Genomic DNA, 15,575 nt, shown 5'->3' with positions numbered 1-15,575 from the left:
CGCGGCCCCCACCCACCGCTGATCCCTGGAGAGAGCCGATGAACGAGATCACCAACCTCTTCAAGACGCAGCAGTCGATTCCGACCTTCGACGAGATCAAGATCTCGATCGCGTCGCCGGATGATATCCATTCGTGGTCGTTCGGCGAGATCAAGAAGCCCGAGACGATCAACTACCGTACCTTCAAGCCGGAGCGCGACGGTCTGTTCTGCGCGCGCATCTTCGGACCGATCAAGGACTACGAGTGCTTGTGCGGCAAGTACAAGCGCATGAAGTACAAGGGCCTGATCTGCGAGAAGTGCGGCGTGGAAGTGACGCTCGCCAAGGTGCGCCGCGAGCGCATGGGCCACATCGAGCTGGCCGCGCCGGTTGCCCACATCTGGTTCCTGAAGTCGCTGCCCTCGCGCATCGGCCTGCTTCTCGACATGACGCTCAAGGATCTCGAGCGCGTCCTGTACTTCGAGAACTACATCGTCACCGAGCCCGGCATCTCCCCGTTCAAGGAGAAGCAGCTCCTGACCGAGGATCAGTACAACCAGGCGATCGAGGAGCACGGAGCCGACAGCTTCACCGCTGGCATCGGCGCCGAGGCCATTCGCGACCTCATGACCAACATGGATCTGCCGAAGATCCGTGACGATCTGCGTCAGGAGATCGCCGAGAGCACCACCGATCTCAAGCCGAAGAAGCTCGGCAAGCGCCTCAAGGTTATCGAGAGCTTCATCGAGAGCGGCAACCGTCCGGAGTGGATGATCCTGACCGTGGTTCCGGTCATCCCGCCGGAGCTGCGCCCGCTGGTCCCGCTCGACGGTGGCCGCTTCGCGACCTCCGACCTCAACGACCTCTACCGCCGCGTCATCAACCGCAACAATCGTCTGAAGCGGCTGATGGAGCTGCGTGCGCCGGATATCATCATCCGCAACGAGAAGCGCATGCTGCAGGAGTCGGTGGACGCCCTGTTCGACAACGGCCGCCGCGGCCGGGTCATCACCGGCGCCAACAAGCGTCCGCTTAAGTCGCTCGCCGACATGCTGAAGGGCAAGCAGGGCCGCTTCCGCCAGAACCTGCTCGGCAAGCGCGTCGACTACTCCGGCCGCTCGGTCATCGTCGTCGGTCCGGAGCTCAAGCTGCACCAGTGCGGCCTTCCGAAGAAGATGGCGCTCGAGCTGTTCAAGCCGTTCATCTATGCGCGTCTTCAGACGCTCGGCCAGGCTGCCACCGTGAAGCAGGCGAAGAAGCTCGTCGAGAAGGAGAAGCCCGAGGTTTGGGACGTCCTCGACGAGGTCATTCGCGAGCATCCGGTGATGCTGAACCGCGCGCCGACGCTGCATCGTCTGGGCATCCAGGCGTTCGAGCCGCAACTCATCGAAGGCAAGGCGATCCAGCTTCACCCGCTGGTGTGCGCGGCCTTCAACGCCGACTTCGACGGCGACCAGATGGCCGTCCATGTGCCGCTCTCCCTCGAGGCTCAGCTCGAGGCACGCGTGCTCATGATGTCGACCAACAACATTCTGCATCCCGCGAACGGCCAGCCGATCATCGTGCCCTCGCAGGACATCGTTCTCGGCCTCTACTACCTGTCGATCGTTCGCGACAAGGAGCCCGGCGAAGGCATGGTCTTCGGATCGGTGGGCGAGGTGCGCCATGCTCTCGAGGCTGGCGCCGTGACGCTGCACGCTAAGATCAAGGGCCGCTTCCGCACGGTCGGCCCTGAGGGCGAGGAGGTCATCGAGCTTCTCGAGACCACTCCGGGCCGCATGATCCTGGGCGAGGTGCTGCCGAAGAAGCCGGGCGTGAAGCCCGCGCTCGTCAACCAGCTCCTCACCAAGAAGGCCATCTCGGCCATGATCGACGCCGTCTACCGTAACTGCGGTCAGAAGGAGACGGTCATCTTCTGCGATCGCATCATGGCGCTGGGCTTCCACCACGCGTTCAAGGCCGGCATTTCGTTCGGCAAGGACGACATGTTGATCCCGGACACCAAGACCAAGATCGTGCACGACACGACCGAAATGGTCCGCGAGTTCGAGCAGCAGTACAACGATGGCCTCATCACGCAGCTCGAGAAGTACAACAAGGTCGTCGACGCCTGGTCGAAGTGCACCGATCAGATCGCCAAGGAGATGATGGATCGCATCTCGACCGCTCCCAAGGACAAGGACGGGCGCGAGAAGCAGGTCAACTCGATCTACATGATGAGCCATTCGGGTGCGCGTGGTTCGCCCGCGCAGATGAAGCAGCTCGCGGGTATGCGCGGCCTCATGACCAAGCCCTCGGGCGAGATCATCGAGACGCCGATCATCTCGAACTTCAAGGAAGGTCTCTCGGTTCTCGAGTACTTCAACTCGACCCACGGCGCCCGTAAGGGTCTGGCCGATACGGCTCTCAAGACCGCGAACTCGGGCTACCTGACGCGCCGTCTCGTCGACGTCGCCCAGGACAGCATCATCACCGAGGAGGATTGCGGAACCGATCGCGGCATCAAGGTGCAGGCGGTTGTCGACGCAGGCCAGGTCATCGTCTCGCTCGGCGCGCGCGTTCTCGGCCGCACCGCGGCAGAGGATGTCGTCGGCACCGGCCCGAACGGCGAGGAAACCGTCATTCTCAAGACGGGCGAGCTGATCGAGGAGCGTCACTCCGACGCCATCGAGAAGGCGCAGATTCAGGAAGTCCGCATCCGCTCGGTGCTGACGTGCGAAACCGTGACCGGCGTTTGCGGCAAGTGCTACGGCCGCGACCTCGCGCGCGGAACGCCCGTCAACATCGGTGAGGCTGTCGGCGTCATCGCCGCCCAGTCGATCGGCGAGCCGGGCACGCAGCTCACGATGCGTACGTTCCACATCGGTGGCACCGCGAACGTCGTCGACAGTTCGTTCATCGAGAGCAACTTCAACGGCAAGGTGAAGATCAAGAACCGCGCCATCGTGAAGGACGGCCAGGGCCGTCTCATCGCCATGGGCCGCACCATGTCGATCGTCATCGTCGACCAGTCGGGCAAGGAGCTTGCAACTCACAAGATCCAGTACGGCGCCCGCCTGCACGTGGACGAGGGCGATGAGGTCAAGCGCGGCACCAAGCTCGCACAGTGGGACCCCTACACCCGTCCGATCATCACGGAAGCCTCGGGCAAGGTCGAGTTCGAGGACCTGATCGAGGGCGTGTCCGTGCGCGAGCAGACGGACGACGTAAAGGGCACCACCAACCGCGTCATCGTCGACTGGCGCGCCACTCCGCGTGGCGCGGAGCTCAAGCCCGCGATCGTCGTCAAGGACGCCAAGGGCAAGCACATCAAGGTCGCCCGTGGCGGCGATGCCCGCTACCTCTTGACGGTCGAGGCCATTCTCTCGGTCGAGCCCGGCCAGGAGGTCAAGGCTGGCGACGTTATTGCGCGTATTCCGCTGGCATCCGCCAAGCAGAGCGACATCACGGGCGGTCTGCCGCGCGTGGCCGAGCTGTTCGAGGCGCGTCGCCCGAAGGATCACGCGATCATCGCCGAGGTCTCGGGCACCGTCGAGTTCGGCAAGGACTACAAGAACAAGCAGCGCATCACCATCAAGCCTGATGACGAGAGCCAGGAGCCGGTCGAGTACCTGATCCCGCGTGGCAAGAGCCTGGCTGTCCAGCCTGGCGACCACTTGGAGCGCGGCGACTACATCTACGACGGCAACCCGGCGCCGCACGACATTCTCGCCATCAAGGGCGTCGAGGAACTCGCCAACTACCTGATCAACGAGATCCAGGACGTCTATCGTCTGCAGGGCGTGACCATCAACGACAAGCACATCGAGGTCATCGTCCGGCAGATGCTGCAGAAGGTGGAGATCACCGAGGTCGGCGACACCGGCTTCATCAAGGGCGAGCAGATCGATCGCATCGAGTTCGACGAGGAGAACGCCAAGATCGAGAAGGCGGGCAAGCGCCCGGCCTCCGCGACGCCGGTTCTGCTCGGCATCACCAAGGCCTCGCTGCAGACCCGCTCGTTCATCTCCGCGGCCTCGTTCCAGGAGACCACGCGCGTGCTCACCGACGCGGCCGTCATCGGCAAGTCGGACACGCTCGAAGGCCTCAAGGAAAACGTCATCGTCGGCCGTCTGATCCCGGCCGGTACGGGCGGAATGCTGCGCGGCCTGCGCCGCATCGCCCAGAAGCGCGACGAGTTGATCAGCAAGGAGAAGGCTCGTTCCGAGGGCGACAAGTCCCTGTCCGCACCTGGCATGGAAGCGGGCGGGTTGGCCCGCCGCCGTCGCCGGGTTGCCGAGTAGCGGCAGCCGGATCGAGCAAGAACTTCGGGGAGGCGGCTGGGAAACTGGCCGCCTTCTTCTTATCTGAGGTTCGGAGGGGGCTTCTGGAAACGCAAGAGGCAGGCTCCGGGCGGCGGCGTCTTCCTTCGCAGGCCTGCCCGTCGGCTTGCCCGCTGGCTATCGGCCGGCTCTTGCCCTATAAGCCCAGTTAAAATTGAGGGGTATCAAGGACAGGGCGCGCGAGCGGCTGTCTCATAGGCCCCCGGAAAAACGTGGAATAGGCCGCCTGAGGTCCTCATGCGGCGGGTGGAGAAGGTACATAAGACAATGGCCGCAACCTGGTCCCCAGAGAGCTGGCGCTCGCTTCCGATCGTCCAAGTTCCCGATTATCCCGACGCCGCCGTGCTGAAGGACGTCGAAGGCCGTCTGTCCACCTTTCCCCCGCTCGTTTTTGCAGGCGAAGCGCGCGAGCTGAAGAAGGCCCTGGGCGAGGTCGCGCTTGGCGAAGGCTTCCTGCTGCAGGGCGGAGACTGTGCCGAGAGCTTCCTCGAGCACCGCGCCGACAACATCCGCGACTTCTTCCGCGTTTTCCTGCAAATGGCGGTTGTGCTCACCTATGCGGGTGGCAGCCCGGTGGTGAAGGTCGGCCGCATTGCTGGCCAGTTCGCCAAGCCGCGCTCTTCGCCCATGGAGAAGAAGAACGGCGTGGAGCTGCCGAGCTATCGCGGCGACATCATCAACGGAACGGACTTCACGCCAGAGGCCCGCATTCCCGATCCGCAGCGCCAGCTCGAGGCCTACCGTCAGTCGGCGGCGACGCTGAACCTGATCCGCGCCTTCGCGACCGGCGGCTACGCCGATCTCGAGCGCGTGCACCAGTGGAACATGGGCTTCGTCAAGGATAGCCCGCAGGGCCACCGCTACCAGGAGCTCGCCGATCGCATCGCCGAGACCTTGGGCTTCATGCGCGCCTGCGGCATCACCAGCGAGAACACGCCCCAGCTCCGCGCCACGAGCTTCTACACCAGCCACGAGGCCCTGCTGCTCGGCTACGAGCAGGCGCTCACGCGTCTCGATTCCACGAGCGGCGACTGGTACGCCACCAGCGGCCACATGCTGTGGATCGGCGATCGCACGCGCCAGCCGGATCATGCGCATGTGGAGTTCTGCCGCGGCGTGAAGAATCCGATCGGCATCAAGTGCGGTCCGTCCCTGGACCCGGACACGCTCCTTCGCCTGATCGACATTCTGAACCCGAAGGACGAGGCGGGACGTCTGACGCTGATCTGCCGGTTCGGACATGACAAGGTCGGCCAGCACCTGCCGAAGCTGATCCGCGCCGTGAAGAAGGCGGGCCGCACGGTTGTGTGGTCGTGCGATCCCATGCACGGCAACACCATCAGCGCGGCCAACGGCTACAAGACGCGTCCGTTCGATCGCATCCTGAAGGAGGTCGAGGCATTCTTCGACGTGCACCGTGCGGAAGGCTCGCACGCGGGCGGCATCCACGTCGAAATGACGGGCCAGAACGTGACGGAGTGCACCGGCGGCGCGACCGCGATCGCCGAGAACGATCTCATGGATCGCTACCACACACTCTGTGATCCGCGTCTCAACGCCGATCAGTCTCTGGAGCTGGCCTTCCTCGTTGCCGAGCGCATGAAGCTCGAGCGCGAGACCCGGGGGGCGCCTGCCCGACCGGAGGTCGCTTTCGGATAAAGTGCCCGGAGGTCGCTTTCGGATAAGTACCGGAGGTCGCGTGCGGTAAAAGTCGCGGCCTTTTACAAAATGACAGGAAAGGGTTCCGATGCAAACGCAGGCATCGGAACCCTTTTTCATAAGGGGATGTACTGGACGGAGCCCGTAGGTTAACCGAGGGGAACCTGCCGTCTGCCGGGGCGTTTCTTCACACGAGGTTTTGCGGCCTGAATGCCGCGACCCCCAGCAATAGCGGAGAAACCCATGGCAAATCTCAGCAGACAGGGGAGCGCGATGCTCTCCAACTTTCTCTCGCTGGTCTCGTCTGACGGGCGCACCCTGGCCGACAGCCCCTTCGTCGGCACGTGGAAGGTTTCGGACAGCGCCGGCAACCCCTTCGAGATCACGCTCTTTCCGTCCGGCACCGCCGAGGCGAACCGCGCAGGCGAGGGCATGAGCGGAACCTGGACCGAGGACGGTCAGGTATCAGCCGTCATTGAGTGGGACACTGGCTGGACGACCAAGATCACGAAGACAGACGATGCCTACGTCAAGACGGCCTACGATCAAGCCGCCGCAACACCCGCCAACACTTCGGCGGCCGTGAAGGTCTCGTAGGGCGGTCTCGCCGGAGCGGCTGGCTCTGATCAGCCTTTGCCCTGCTGTTTGGCGCGCGCAACCGCCTCCTCGATGAGGCGTTGCGCCTCCGCGCTGTCACCCCAGTGATGGATCTTCGCCCACTTCCCGGGCTCGAGATCCTTGTAGTGACTGAAGAAGTGCTCGATCTGATGCACCGAGATTTCGGGCAGATCCGAATAGTTCTTCACCTTGTCGTAGCGCTTCGTGAGCTTGCTCGAGGGGACGGCGATCACCTTCTCGTCCCCGCCGCCTTCATCTTCCATCACCAGCACGCCGACCGGCCTGCAGTTGATCACCGCGCCGGGTACGATGGCGCGCGTGTTGCACACCAGCACGTCGATGGGGTCACCGTCGTTGGAAAGCGTGTGCGGCACGAACCCGTAATTTCCGGGATAGCGCATGGGCGTGTAGAGGAAGCGGTCCACCACGAGGGTGCCCGACGCCTTGTCCATCTCGTACTTGATCGGCTCGCCGCCCACCGGCACCTCGATGACCACGTTGATGTCGTGGGGCGGGTTCTGTCCGATCGGAATTGCGTCGAGGCGCATGTGCTGAGGATTCCCAGGAATGATGATGATCAAGCTGTGCCCCATGGCGCGGGCCCGCACAAGGGGGAGACGCAACACGTCACACCATCATTTGGTCGAAGCGGTAAAGAGGGGCATTGCGCTGCTTGCCCGCCGGGGCTGTCCCGGGCCCGCAAGTCCGATGCCGGATCGAATGAAAACCGGCGGATTCGGTCAGGGAGCGTTCCCGGTCAGCACCATCAGGATCGGCAGCGTGATGAGCGCGCCAATCGTGGACATGAGAATGACCGCTGACGTGACGACTGCCGGAAGCCGGTAGTACTCGGCCAGCATGAACGGCCCCGTGCCCGTGGGGAGCGCCGCCAGCAGCACGGCCATGGCCGCGAGGCGCGGGGGCACGGCAAAGGCCATGGCCAGTACCCAGGTCAGCGCCGGATGGACGAGAAGCTTCACCGTGGTGAGCACGACGGCCGTCTTCGTATCCTTCGCGGCAATCGGCCGGGGCTCGGCTAGGAAAAGACCGATCACCACCAGCGCGAGCGGGCTCGCTGCGCCGCCGAGGAGCTTTAGAAACGCGTCGGCCGGAGCTGGAAGCCCGAGCCCCGTCGTGCCGTAGGCGACGCCGAGCACCGGGGCAATCAGCAGCGGATTGCGCACCAGCGATCCGCCCACCTTGCGCGCGAGCCTCAGCGGATTGCGCTCGTTGTGGCTTGCCACCTCGATCAGCACGATGGCGGAGGCGAACAGTACGCATACCGTGAGGATGGAGGCGATGGTGACCGGAACAAGGCTCTCCTTGCCGTAGAACATGAGCAGGACGGGAAAGCCGATGTAAGCGGTGTTGGCATACGAGCTGAGCAGGCCGTCGATGCTGGCGGAGGCGAGGCGCTGTCCCGCGAGCAGGCTCAAACCGACCGTCAGATAGAACACGATCCCGCACGCGAGGCCGAATGCGCCGATGAAGGCGGGCTGGGCTAGGTCGCCCCAGCTCGCGTGCGCCATCACGTCGAAGAGCAGCGCCGGAAGCGCCAGATAGACGACGAAGCGGTTGAGCTCGGAGACGGCCGCCTGCCCCATGACTCCAATCTTGCGCGCGGCATAGCCGCTCGCCATCAGCGCGAAGACAGGGGCAATGATCGAGAGGATTGAGAGCATCGAAAAAAGACCTGGACCGGCCAGAACACCCCTCTCTGATACTGTCTACCTGCGAGAAGTCCACCTGCCAAAGCGGCGGCCTCCCGGAAAGCGAGGGGGTGGTCCGCGCTTTTCGCGGGCCAGTACGCGACGAGGCCAGCGGACTTGTGCGAAAGGCGCGCGCTCGATGCCGCTGGACCCCGGGCGGCGGGACACGTAAATCTTGCCCGCATGAGCACAGTTCTGTCGACCCCGCCCGCCGCACCCGCCTCCCTCAAGATCGCTCTTGCCCAGTTGAACCCCATCGTGGGGGATCTCGCGGGCAACGAGCGCAAGCTCCTCGATGCGCGCGCCGCTGCGGCCGCCCAGGGCGCGGATCTCGTCGTGTTTCCGGAATTGTTTTTGACCGGCTATCCGCCGGAAGACCTCGTCCTGAAGCCCGCCTTCCACAATGCCGCGCGCGCCCAGGTGGAGGCGCTCGCAGCCCGTCTCGGCCCTGGCCCTGCCGTGCTGGTCGGCACCGTCTGGCCGGACAACGGCGCGATCTACAATGCGGTTGCGCTTCTGGACCAGGGCGCAGTCGTTGCCGTTCGCCGCAAGGTCGATCTGCCGAATTACGGCGTGTTCGACGAGAAGCGCGTCTTCACGGCGGGTGATCTGCCGAGCCCGATCGCCTTCCGCGGAGTGCGGCTCGGCGTGCCCATCTGCGAGGACATCTGGAAGGACGAGGTGACGGAGTGTCTGGCCGAGTGCGGGGCCGAGATCCTGCTCGTGCCGAACGGCTCTCCGTTCGATTGGAAAAAGCCGGACGTGCGCCTCAACGTGGCGCTGGCGCGCGTCACCGAGAGCGGCCTGCCGCTCGCCTACGTCAATCAGGTGGGCGGCCAGGATGAGCTGGTGTTCGACGGCGCTTCGTTCGTGCTCAACAGCGACCACAGCCTCGCCTGCCAGCTTCCGGCCTGGGAGGAGCATCTTGCGGTAACCGAATGGACCCGCACCGCTGACGGCTGGCGATGCGCGGGCGCGCCCATCCACAAGCTCACCGAGGGCGATGCCGCCGCCTATCACGCCTGTGTGCTGGGATTGCGCGACTACGTGGAGAAGAACCGCTTCCCGGGCGTCGTGCTTGGCCTTTCGGGCGGCGTGGACAGCGCGCTCGTCGCCGCCATGGCCGTTGATGCGCTGGGGCCTGAACGGGTTCACGCCGTGATGATGCCTTACCGCTACACGTCGGACCAGAGCATCGCTGACGCCAAGGCATGCGCGGCCGCGCTCGGCATCAAGCTCGACACGGTGCCCATCGAGCCCGCGGTAACGGGGTTCGCGGCGGCGCTCTCCGCTGTGTTCGCAGGCCGCGCGCCCGACATCACGGAGGAGAACATCCAGAGCCGCGCACGCGGCGTCATCGTGATGGCCATCTCCAACAAGTTCGGCGCCATGGTGCTCACCACCGGCAACAAGAGCGAGATGAGCGTCGGCTACGCCACCCTCTACGGCGACATGAACGGCGGCTTCAACCCGGTGAAGGATCTCTACAAGATGGAGATCTATCGCCTTTGCCGCTGGCGCAACGCGCATGTTCCAACGGGCGGTCTCGGCCCGGCCGGAGAGGTCATCCCCGAGAGCATCATCGTCCGCCCCCCCACGGCGGAACTGCGCGAGAACCAGAAGGACGAGGACAGCCTGCCGCCCTATCCGGTGCTGGACGATATTCTGTCGTGCCTCGTCGAGCAGGAGATGCCGATCGTGCAGGTCATCGCGCGTGGCCACCCGGAGGAGGTGGTGCGGAAGGTGGAGCGGCTGCTCTATCTCGCCGAGTACAAGCGCAGGCAGGCTGCGCCGGGCGTCAAGATCTCGAGCCGCAACTTCGGCCGCGACCGCCGCTACCCGATCACCAACCGCTTTCGCGAGTAGGGCGGAGGAGCCGCGTTATCGAGGCGGTCATCCACGGGCAACTTGTCTGAATGGCGGAGCGCGTAGCCCCCTGGATGGCCGGGTCAAGCCCGGCCACGGAGTTGGCGGATGGGCGCCGGATCTAGCCTCGAACGTGCCCTGCACGAGAGGTGACTGGACCCCGATCTTCATCGGGGTGACGTTGAATGTAGGCTGTCAGCCTGCCTACCCCTGACGTCATCCCGGCGTCACGGCGAAGCCGAGTTCCGCGCGGAGGATGGCCGGGATCCAGACACGCATCCGATCTTGCACCCGATGAGGGACGGTCCGGCCTGGGCGCAAGCGGAGAGCGAAGCTCACTTCCCCTTGGTGCCGTCGGCACAGAAGGTGAGGGCAATCTGGCAGACGCCGTAAGCGCGCTCGCAGTCCCAGCGGGCGTTGGTCTCGGCGAGCTGAATCGACTTGCCGGAGGCAGCTTTCCAGCGTGTCGGATCGGCAGGCATCTCCGCCAGCGCCCAGCACTCCTGCTTCGAGATGGTGGCGATCACCTCGCAGCCCTGCGCTCCGAACTTGTCCGTGCATTTCTTGAGAGCCGCGGCCTCCGCCGCTTCCTTGCTGCGCTCCTCGACGCGCGCGAAGATGTTGCCGCCGTGATCGACCACCGCGCCCCAGCAATCGGCCCCGGAGAAGAGCCCGCCGCACTCCGCGAACGGGCTGCGCTTGCCACTCATGAGAAGCACGGCGCCACCCGCGAGGAGCGCAGCCGCGCCCGCCGCGATGGCCCCCATCACGAGTTTACGTTTCCCCTTCGCCGCGCCGATTTTCGACAGGCTCGTGGTGATGAGGCGCGTGTAGACGTTGGGCGCGCGCATGGGCACGCTGTGCTTCGAGGAGATGTGCCCGCGCTGGGAGGCGGTCTGCGGCTCGGGCGAGACGACGTGACTACCCCCGAGCAGCAGCGGACGCCACGCCCGCACCGACTGAGGCCGCGCACTTGGAGGCAGCCTGAGCGCCTCGTCGATGGCGGCGAGAAAGCTCTCGCGGTAGCCGCCCGCGGCTCCGGCTTTGACGGCCGGGACGAGATCGTCCGAAAGCTGCCGCGATGTCGCTTCCATCGGACGCTCGCCCGTGACCGCCCGGTAGAGCGTCGCGGCGAAGGCGTAGATGTCCGTCCAAGGCCCGTAGCGATCGGCATTGGAGGTGTACTGCTCGGGCGCCGAATATCCGCTCTTGAACACGAGCGCGGACACGAGCTGCGAGTGCTGCTTGATCTCGAAGCGGGAGGCGCCGAAGTCGAGCAGGAGCGGCGCACCGTCAGCGGCGCGCACCATGATGTTCTCGGGCGAGATGTCGAGATGCCAGGTGCGGTTCTCATGCACGAGCTCGAGCGCGCTGAGCAGAGGTTCGGCCACGAGGTCCAGCTCGTCCTGCGTCGGCCGGCTGTCGAGCCCCCTCAGCCATTTCTCGAAGGTCATGCCCTTGACGAGATCGAGCACCATGTAGGCCGTGTCGTTCTGCTCGAACACGCGCCGCACGCCGATGATGTTCGGGTGGTTGAACTGCGCGAGCAGCCGCGCCTCGTCGAAAAACTTCTTGAGGCCCCAGCGGTAGTCGGCTTCGGAGTTTGCCCGCGCCAGAAACTTGAGACTGTTGCCGTCGCGGCGGACGAGATCCTCGGGGAAGAACTCCTTGAGCGCGAATTCCTTGCTCAGCATCTCGTCGTTGATGAGATAGGTGATGCCGAATCCGCCCCGCCCCAGGAGGCCTGTGATCACGTACTGATCGATCCGCGTGCCGGGTGCCAGCACGGCATCGTCCTGACCGTCCATGGATCGGCACCCTCCTCGCACCCCCGCGGGCCTTGAAGGCCCTACAATGCCCCATTCGCTTTACGGCGGAAAGGGTTACTCTGGCGTTCGCGGCGCCGTTACACGCTAACGCTAACAGGATAGCTGCTGTGGGCCGAGCCTTGGCGATGTTGAACCCCAAACATCGTCAGCGTAAGATGATTTTCCTTTCCCATCTGGGACGACACTTGGAGACGCAAGCATGCGGCGCCCCACGAGGCAGCGCGAAGCGATTGTGGCGATCGGCTTGCTGCTCTCCGTACTGGGATCGTCCGGCGCGAGCGCTGCCGAGACCAAGCTCATTGCCAAATGCCAGCCGCCTGAGGCGGCCGCGGGCACGGCAGGCAGCCCCACGCTGTCCTGCGATGTGCGCGCCAACGGTTTTGCCGTCTTCAACGACGTGAAAGCGGTCCTCAAGGGCGAGGCCGGCGAGCTCGAGACCAAGTTCGAAGCCTTCGATCCGGCGAATGAGGGCGCCACCACCGCCTACCTCATCCAGCTTCTCCCCAACAGTCGCCGCGGCACGCTCTCGCAGATGGGCGATGCGGTCGTGACATTCGCCGACCGGCGCGACAGCAAGCGCCGGTTCACGGCCTACACGTTCGCCAACGACCTGACGCTGGTGTCCGATTCGGGCGCCTCGAAGAACGAGTTCGCGCGCCAGATCATCGCTGTGAAACCCGCGTCGGCGACCATACAACTCTACAAGGTGCTCCTTCAGGCCATCGAGGCCCTCGCCAAGGAGAGCGGAGAACGCAAGGCGCTCGTGCTGCTCGCCGACGGCACCTCCGACGACACTGGCTACAGCCACGACCAGGTGGTGAAGGCGGCAAAGGATGCCGGCGTCATCATCCACGTGCTCGGCTACTACGACGACCGTGCTGAGCGGCCGAAATTTCAGAAGCTGTTGCGGCTCGCAGAGGATACGGGCGGCTACGCGACGGAGGTGAAGCAGGGCTCGGGCAAGGACTTCACGAAGGATGTCGTCACCCCCCGCTTTGTCGGAGAGGTTTTGGAGAACGGCGGCTGGGTGAAGGCGACCCTCAAAGGTCCGGCCGGTCCTCAGACGGTCGAGCTCTCTGCCACGCTCTCGGAAGGCACCGTTCTCAAAGCGGAGGAGAAGGTCGAGGTCCCGGCCGCGGCGCAGCCGGGCTTCGACACCACGATCGAGCGTTCGGTCGGCTCCGACACCAAGGATCGCGCTGACGCGCCCGGCGGGATACTCGATTGGGTTTCCGAGAACGCGCTGCTGCTCGCAGGGCTCGGCGCACTCGCAGGGCTTGGCATCGCGGGCTTCCTTCTCTACCGGCCGAAGGCCACCGTGAAGGAGACCGCGGCCGATCCTCCTTCCGGGGCGGAGCCCGCGGTTCCCGGGGACGAAAGCCACGGCGAGCTGCTGCGCGATGCCGATGGCCGCCCCGTGATCTACGGATGGCTCGAAGGGCTCGACGGAGACGCGGGCCGCCATCCCTTGCGCACCACCAACGTGCGCGTGGGTCGCCATCGCGACAACGACATCTGCCTGCAGAACGATTCCATTTCGCGCCGTCACGCGGTGCTGCACTACAACGCCGACACGCGCCGCTTCGTGATCACCGATCTCGGTGGCGGCAATGGCGTGCTCGTCAACAAGACCAAGTACAAGTCGCGCGAGCTGAACGACGGCGACACGGTTGAGCTGGGCGAGGTCCGGTTGCGCTTCCGGGCCGAGACGGAGTTTCTGACATGACCGCCGCCGCCCGGTGCGAAAACCATGGCCGTGCGGCCTGGCGATTTGGCTGCCGAAAGATCAAGGAGACCTGACGATGAGCAACGATCCACGGTATCCGGGAGACGACGACAGCGACGGCAACAAGAAGACCCGCCTTGTCATGCGTCCGGACGTGGCGGAGGGCGGTTTCGGCGTCGACCCCACGCCCCCGCGTGGCGGCTCCGTGATCGGCACCACGCGCCTTGTCGGCAACCAGGGCCAGGCAGGCGGCGGTCCCCTGCCCGCAAGCCCGGCGCTCAAGCCTCAACAGCAGGCCAAGACGCAATACGTGCGCGAAGGCGTGGTCGATACGAACGATCCGGTTGCTGGCTGGATCGTCGTCGTCAAGGGACCGGGCCGCGGCGGCTTCCGCCCGGTGTTCGTCGGCATGAACTCTGTGGGCCGCGCGCCGAGCCAGCGCATCTGCCTCGATTTCGGCGACGAGAGCATCTCGCGCGAGGAGCACGCGTTCATCACTTACGACGACGAGACGCGGACCTTCTATCTCCAGCACGGCGGTAAATCGAACCTCGTGCGGCTGGGCGGCAAGCCGGTGCTCGCTCCCACGGTTCTCATTCCGAACGATCTCTTCCGCATCGGCAACACGACATTCCGCTTCGTCGCGTGCTGCGGGCCGGACTTCGATTGGTCGAGCGAGGTTCACGACGCATGACATGGCTCGTGGCAGGCGCAGCCCGAGCCACGACCGGAAGCCGTGCCAATCAAGAAGACGCCTTCGAGATCTGGCCATCCGGAGCCCAAGCCGCCACCCGACGCGGCGACGGCCTGCTCGCAGTGGTCGCCGATGGAATGGGGGGGCACGCCGGCGGCGAGATCGCGGGTGAGCTGGCCGCGCGCACGTTCGTCGAGACCTTCACCGGCGCCGATGGCGAAACCGGAGAGCGTCTCCGGGCCGCGCTGGAGGCGGGGAATGCCGCCATCGCCGCCTGCGTCGCCCGGAACGGCAATCTGCGCGGCATGGGATGCACGCTCGTCGCCGCATGGGTCGATCGCGCGGGCCTGCATTGGACGAGCGTCGGAGATTCGCTGCTGCTGCTCTTTAGAGCGCCCGAGGTGCTTCGCCTCAATGCCGATCATTCGCTGGGCGCCTTCCTCGACGAGCAGGCACGCCGCAACAAGATCTCACCCGCCGAGGCGCATAAAAATCCCTATCGCAACGCCTTGCGCTCGGCGCTCACCGGCAAGCCGATCGAGATCGTGGATCTGCAGGCCGAGCCCTATCCCCTCGCAGAGGGCGATTGGCTGATTCTCGCGAGCGACGGCATTGCCACGCTCGAAGGCGATGAGATCGGCGATATCGTCTACGCCAACCGCGAGGCCTCGCCCGAGGTCATGGCCGAGCACCTCATCGCGGCCGTATCGGCGAAGAAGATACCGGATCAGGACAACACCACCGTCCTCGTGGTGAAGGTCGTCGCGGATCCCACGGCCGTCGCAGCCGACGAGGCACCGACCCGCATCCTGAAGCCGGAGCATGCGCAGGCGACCGTCAGGCTTCCGGTCGAGGACGACATTGCAACGACGCAGCGCATCGTCCAGCCACCGGCCGTCCACTCGTTCTTCCGCCGCTACCGCAGCCTGATTCTCGGCGTCGGCATGGGGCTCATGTTCCTGATCGGCTGGATGCTCCGCGCCGCGCTGGGGTGACGGATCGCCCCTTTGCCCCTTTTGGATGGAAGCTCTTACCTCTGTGACTGCGGCGTGTCCGAACCCCGATTTCCATAGGGGTGGACATCGGGGTGTGGACTGCGGTTCCTTCGTAGGAAAAGCCGTCATCCCGGCGCAGGCCGGCATCCAGACACTGCGCGGTCAGAAGACAGTTGCA

10 protein-coding genes are annotated in these 15,575 nt (G+C 65.0%); 7 read left to right on the top strand and 3 right to left on the bottom strand.

Going from position 1 to position 15,575, the window contains the following annotated elements; genetic code table 11:
• Positions 1 to 38: 38 nt before the first annotated feature.
• From rpoC to PE058_RS15745, 3 genes are all read left to right on the top strand, one after another.
• A complete protein-coding gene (gene rpoC, locus PE058_RS15755) occupies positions 39 to 4,262 on the top strand; it encodes a DNA-directed RNA polymerase subunit beta' (protein WP_020087385.1) in 4,224 nt (1,407 codons plus the stop codon).
• Between the two features lie 306 nt (positions 4,263 to 4,568).
• Positions 4,569 to 5,960 (top strand): class II 3-deoxy-7-phosphoheptulonate synthase, encoded by a 1,392-nt coding sequence (locus PE058_RS15750; protein ID WP_020087384.1) that lies wholly within the window; start codon positions 4,569 to 4,571, stop codon positions 5,958 to 5,960.
• A 243-nt stretch (positions 5,961 to 6,203) separates the two neighbouring features.
• The gene (locus PE058_RS15745) at positions 6,204 to 6,557 is read left to right on the top strand and encodes a hypothetical protein (protein WP_156827510.1); all 354 of its coding nucleotides are present in this window, start codon (positions 6,204 to 6,206) and stop codon (positions 6,555 to 6,557) included.
• 29 nt (positions 6,558 to 6,586) lie between these two features.
• Here the strand turns inward: PE058_RS15745 and ppa are convergent, their stop codons facing one another.
• Together ppa and PE058_RS15735 are read right to left on the bottom strand one after the other, a co-directional pair.
• A complete protein-coding gene (ppa, locus tag PE058_RS15740; protein WP_026868244.1) occupies positions 6,587 to 7,126 on the bottom strand; it encodes an inorganic diphosphatase in 540 nt (179 codons plus the stop codon).
• Between the two features lie 192 nt (positions 7,127 to 7,318).
• Entirely contained in the window at positions 7,319 to 8,260 is a 942-nt protein-coding gene (locus PE058_RS15735; RefSeq protein ID WP_020087381.1) for an AEC family transporter, read from the bottom strand.
• Between the two features lie 210 nt (positions 8,261 to 8,470).
• On the opposite strand from PE058_RS15735, the gene PE058_RS15730 reads away from it, so the two are divergent.
• Positions 8,471 to 10,153 carry an NAD+ synthase gene (locus PE058_RS15730; protein ID WP_020087380.1) on the top strand — a complete coding sequence of 561 codons (1,683 nt, stop codon included), beginning with the start codon at positions 8,471 to 8,473 and terminating at the stop codon, positions 10,151 to 10,153.
• Positions 10,154 to 10,488: 335 nt separating this feature from the next.
• Here the strand turns inward: PE058_RS15730 and PE058_RS15725 are convergent, their stop codons facing one another.
• Complete coding sequence (locus PE058_RS15725) at positions 10,489 to 11,961, bottom strand: protein kinase domain-containing protein (RefSeq protein ID WP_271028835.1); 1,473 nt, start codon at positions 11,959 to 11,961, stop codon at positions 10,489 to 10,491.
• A gap of 220 nt (positions 11,962 to 12,181) precedes the next feature.
• Between PE058_RS15725 and PE058_RS15720 the strand changes: the two genes are divergently transcribed.
• The 3 genes from PE058_RS15720 (at position 12,182) to PE058_RS15710 (ending at position 15,397) form a co-directional block, all read left to right on the top strand.
• The gene (locus tag PE058_RS15720; RefSeq protein ID WP_271028834.1) at positions 12,182 to 13,708 is read left to right on the top strand and encodes an FHA domain-containing protein; all 1,527 of its coding nucleotides are present in this window, start codon (positions 12,182 to 12,184) and stop codon (positions 13,706 to 13,708) included.
• A gap of 76 nt (positions 13,709 to 13,784) precedes the next feature.
• The gene (locus tag PE058_RS15715) at positions 13,785 to 14,402 is read left to right on the top strand and encodes an FHA domain-containing protein (protein WP_020087378.1); all 618 of its coding nucleotides are present in this window, start codon (positions 13,785 to 13,787) and stop codon (positions 14,400 to 14,402) included.
• Positions 14,399 to 15,397 (top strand): PP2C family protein-serine/threonine phosphatase, encoded by a 999-nt coding sequence (locus tag PE058_RS15710; RefSeq protein ID WP_271028833.1) that lies wholly within the window; start codon positions 14,399 to 14,401, stop codon positions 15,395 to 15,397. The genes PE058_RS15715 and PE058_RS15710 overlap by 4 nt, the downstream gene beginning before the upstream one ends.
• Positions 15,398 to 15,575: the final 178 nt, after the last annotated feature.

It is taken from the genome of Hyphomicrobium sp. DMF-1 (assembly GCF_027886585.1).
Classification (GTDB): Bacteria; Pseudomonadota; Alphaproteobacteria; order Rhizobiales; family Hyphomicrobiaceae; genus Hyphomicrobium_C; species Hyphomicrobium_C zavarzinii.
Note: the sequence above shows the minus strand (reverse complement) of the source record. Positions and strands in the feature narration are given on the sequence as shown.